Origin of the sequence: Vibrio sp. 10N.222.48.A3, assembly GCF_041475345.1 — a bacterium.
Classification (GTDB): domain Bacteria; phylum Pseudomonadota; class Gammaproteobacteria; order Enterobacterales; family Vibrionaceae; genus Vibrio; species Vibrio tasmaniensis_A.
The window spans coordinates 1-3,649 of the sequence record NZ_JBFRVX010000300.1; the positions used below are offsets into that span (position 1 = coordinate 1).

Annotated in this window: 3 protein-coding genes; all 3 read left to right on the top strand. The window is 43.5% G+C overall.

Features of this window, described 5'->3' with window-relative positions; all coding sequences use genetic code 11:
• The coding region (locus tag AB4653_RS09570) for an ABC transporter ATP-binding protein (protein ID WP_372103985.1) at positions 1-663 on the top strand (663 nt) is incomplete at its 5' end.
• A gap of 319 nt (positions 664-982) precedes the next feature.
• A complete protein-coding gene (locus AB4653_RS09575; RefSeq protein ID WP_009844855.1) occupies positions 983-2,008 on the top strand; it encodes an HD-GYP domain-containing protein in 1,026 nt (341 codons plus the stop codon).
• A partial coding sequence (locus tag AB4653_RS09580; RefSeq protein ID WP_372103987.1) for a transporter substrate-binding domain-containing protein occupies positions 2,001-3,649 on the top strand: 1,649 nt, incomplete at its 3' end. The genes AB4653_RS09575 and AB4653_RS09580, both read left to right, overlap by 8 nt.

The window sequence follows — 3,649 nt, forward strand, 5'->3', positions numbered from 1 at the left end:
CCAAATGGTGCGGGTAAAAGTACTCTGCTTTCTATGGCGAGTCGCTTAACCGAAAGTGATGCGGGCGAGGTCGTTATTGGCGATAAATTACTGGCTGAATGGGATACCAAAGAGCTTGCGAAGCACCTTGCTGTGTTAAGACAATCAAACAACATCAATATGCGATTTACGATTCGTGAGTTGGTCTGTTTTGGGCGTTTCCCACATTCTCAAGGTCGCTTGAAAGACGAAGATCATAAGATCGTCGATACGGCACTAGAGCACCTTGGCATTACCGATATCCAAAACAGATACCTTGATGAATTGAGTGGTGGTCAGCGTCAAATGGCGTTTATCGCGATGGTTGTGGCGCAAGATACGGATTATGTGTTCTTGGATGAGCCACTAAACAACCTAGATATTAAACACTCGGTTGAAATCATGCAGACGCTACGTCGCCTAGCGCATGAGTTTAATAAGGCGGTCGTTATCGTGATTCACGACATCAACTTTGCTTCTTGTTACTCAGATAACATTGTCGCGATGAAGAGGGGCCAAGTGGTTAAGTCGGGCAAGGTCTCTGAAGTGGTTGAAAAGTCAGTGATGGAGTCGATCTACGAGATCCCATTTGAGATTCGTGAGTTCGATGGTGTTCGAATCTGTATGTATTATTCAGGTCGTTAGGTTGCTGGTTCGCTAGGCTATTTGATTCTCTAATGACTTAAGTGAAAAGAGCTCCCGAGTGAGGAGTTCTTTTTGTCTTTGCCAGTTTGTATTTTGTTAATAAAAGGTCTGGATTCAAAAGTAATCTGTATAATTTCCTTTGTATTATAATGACTTAATCGACGTAATATTGACTGGTCATACTTCGACAAACGTTGGTTTGATGTCACTCGAAGATCTACTCTTCATTTTCAATAAACAATTGCTATTTTTTCTGATTAACCTCTAAAAATCGTTCTACACTATATTTATAACTGTTTGATTTTTATACGAGGTATCAATGAGTCGTAAACCCATAGTGTTAGTCGTAGATGACACCCCAAGCAATTTGGATGTGTTGACTGCAATACTTAAAGATACCTATCAAGTCAAAGTAGCAATTAACGGTACCATTGGCATCAAGATAGCCAAGATGGTGCCTCAGCCAGACCTCATTCTCCTCGATATCATGATGCCTGATATTGACGGTTATAAAGTTTGCAGACAGCTCAAAGAACAGCCCAACACCGCGCATATCCCCATTATCTTCGTTACTGCCAAAATTGGACCTGAAGCCGAAGTAAAAGGGCTCTCCTTGGGGGCTGTAGATTACCTAACCAAACCGATAACCCCTGCTATTGCACTCCAGCGTGTGAAAACGCATATCGCACTTTATGACCAACAACGCGCGTTGTTTAGTCAGGTAAAAGAGAAAACTCAAGAGATCAATCTCGGTAAGCTAGAAACACTGAACATACTGGGTAGAGCTGCTGAATTTAAAGACAATGAAACAGGCATGCACGTTAAGCGTATGAGTCACTACTGTGAAGTGCTAGCTAAAGCCTTGGGAATGACTGACGAAGATGCCGAGACGTTGCGTGATGCAGCACCAATGCATGATATTGGCAAGATTGGCATTCCCGATAGTGTGCTGCTAAAGCCTGGTAAGTTGGATGCCGGTGAGTGGAATACCATGCAGAAACACGTCGAGTACGGTGTTGAAATTCTTGGTAGGCAGAGTGATTCCAAACTGATGCGTATGGCGATTCAGGTGGCGCAATATCATCATGAGAAATGGGATGGCAGCGGTTACCCAAACCAGATCGCGGGTGAAGAAATTCCTTTGGTAGGAAGAATCGCTGCGGTGGCTGATGTGTTTGATGCCCTGACAGCAGAGCGTCCTTATAAGAAGGCTTGGAGTGTCGATGAGGCACTGAGCTTGTTTGAAGAACAGAAAGGCAAACATTTTGATCCAACTATCGTTGATCTGTTCTTTCTTAAGTTGCCCGAGATTCTTGCGATTAAAGAGAAGTTTAGCGATGAGTGATGGCTTGATGTTGTCACTAAATCGTTTTGTATTATCTCTTATCATTGGCTTATTGGTGTGGTCACTAGTCATTCGCAGTGTAAACGCGGCTGAAGTGACCGATGCTAAGTTAAACCAGTGGTTGGAAAACCAACCGACCATCACATTTATTGCGCTTTCCGACCATTACCCGTACTCATTCATCGATGACGACGGGCTGGTTTCTGGGATCATCAAAGATTGGACATTGGATCTTGAACAGCGTTTTGGTGTCCATGTTCGGTTTATCACAGTTAACTCGCGCGTCGAGGCCAAAGCGGCGTTAGTCGATGGGCGAGGCGACGTGTTCCCATTCCAACAGTTCGACCCAAGTGAAGGTGGACGTTTTCTTGCAAGTGATCCCTATATTCCTTATCAGGTGGCTGTGATAGTCCCTATCGACAAAAAACTCGATGGAAATCTAGATCAAAATAATAAACGCCGCATTGCGATGGTAAATGAAAACATAGACTTGGAGCGTGCAGGAGTGAGGTTGAGCTCTATCGAAAGAGTCGATTTTGAGAATGTTATTGATGCGGTGCGTGCGTTAGGGTCTGGTGATGTTGAAGGCATGGTCGGTGAACCTATCACCACTATGGATCTTGCGAAAAAGATTGGCGTTCATGATCTAGCGGTCAACTATGTTTTGGAGCATTGGAAAAAGTTAGAAGCGTCGATGGTGATTCGAAATGACGAACCAGAGCTACTGACGCTAATCAACAAACAAATTGAAACTTTTGACGTTGCAAATAAGAACCAGATTTTATCAAAGTGGCTAGATACCTCTCCTTATCGAGTGCCACTAAAAGGCGTATTTGGCTTTGGCAACCCTCCGTATATGTATCCAGACAGCACCGCGGTCGGGCTAGAACACGACATTATTCAACGTGCCCTTAATGATATGGGGTATAAGCTGGGTGACGTTGTCACTCTCCCTCCTAGTGCCGCTAGAAAGGCCATCGACAACAATAATTCTATTGCCTTTGTTTCTGGCGTTCAGTTTGATGATCCTAATGCTCATTTCCTAAGTGATAAAGTTCTTAATGTTGAGTTTGTTCCTGTTTCACTGACTCGCCGCAAGCTCAAACTTGAGTCTCAGAACGACCTATCACTAGGGGCGTTATTGTTCGACGAGACCTCACCAATTAAAAAGTCTGTTGAAGTACTGAAGGGTAAGTTAGACATTGGTCGTGTCGAAGATTACGAAGGTCTTGAATCGGCATTCTCACAATTGAGGGCTCAAAATGTTGACCTGTTAATGGTTGAACGAAGAGTTCTGGAGTGGTTTATCACCAATACTCGTTTTATTGAAATGGCAGAGCTAACGTTACATGACGAGTATAAAGTTGAGTATCCGATCTATGTTGACTTTAAGAGTGAGGAAATCAGAGACAGCTTCAATGCCGCGATTAACAACCTTAAACAGGCCGATGACGGTTTAAGCCAAATTATCGAGATGCAGGTTCAGAATGATCTAAGCCAAGTGCTTAAAAAGGCGAATATCATAGCGCAAATATCCGCGTATTTTATCGTCAATGACCGCTTTGAAGAGTTAACCGAAGTTTTTGAAATTTTCGATACGGACAGTTCATTTCAGGTGATCACTGCACAGGCGGATAATAG

Excerpts from the sequence above, each read along its gene's own strand:
- AB4653_RS09575 (WP_009844855.1), top strand. The coding sequence starts at position 983 with ATGAGTCGTAAACCCATAGTGTTAGTCGTAGATGACACCCCAAGCAAT.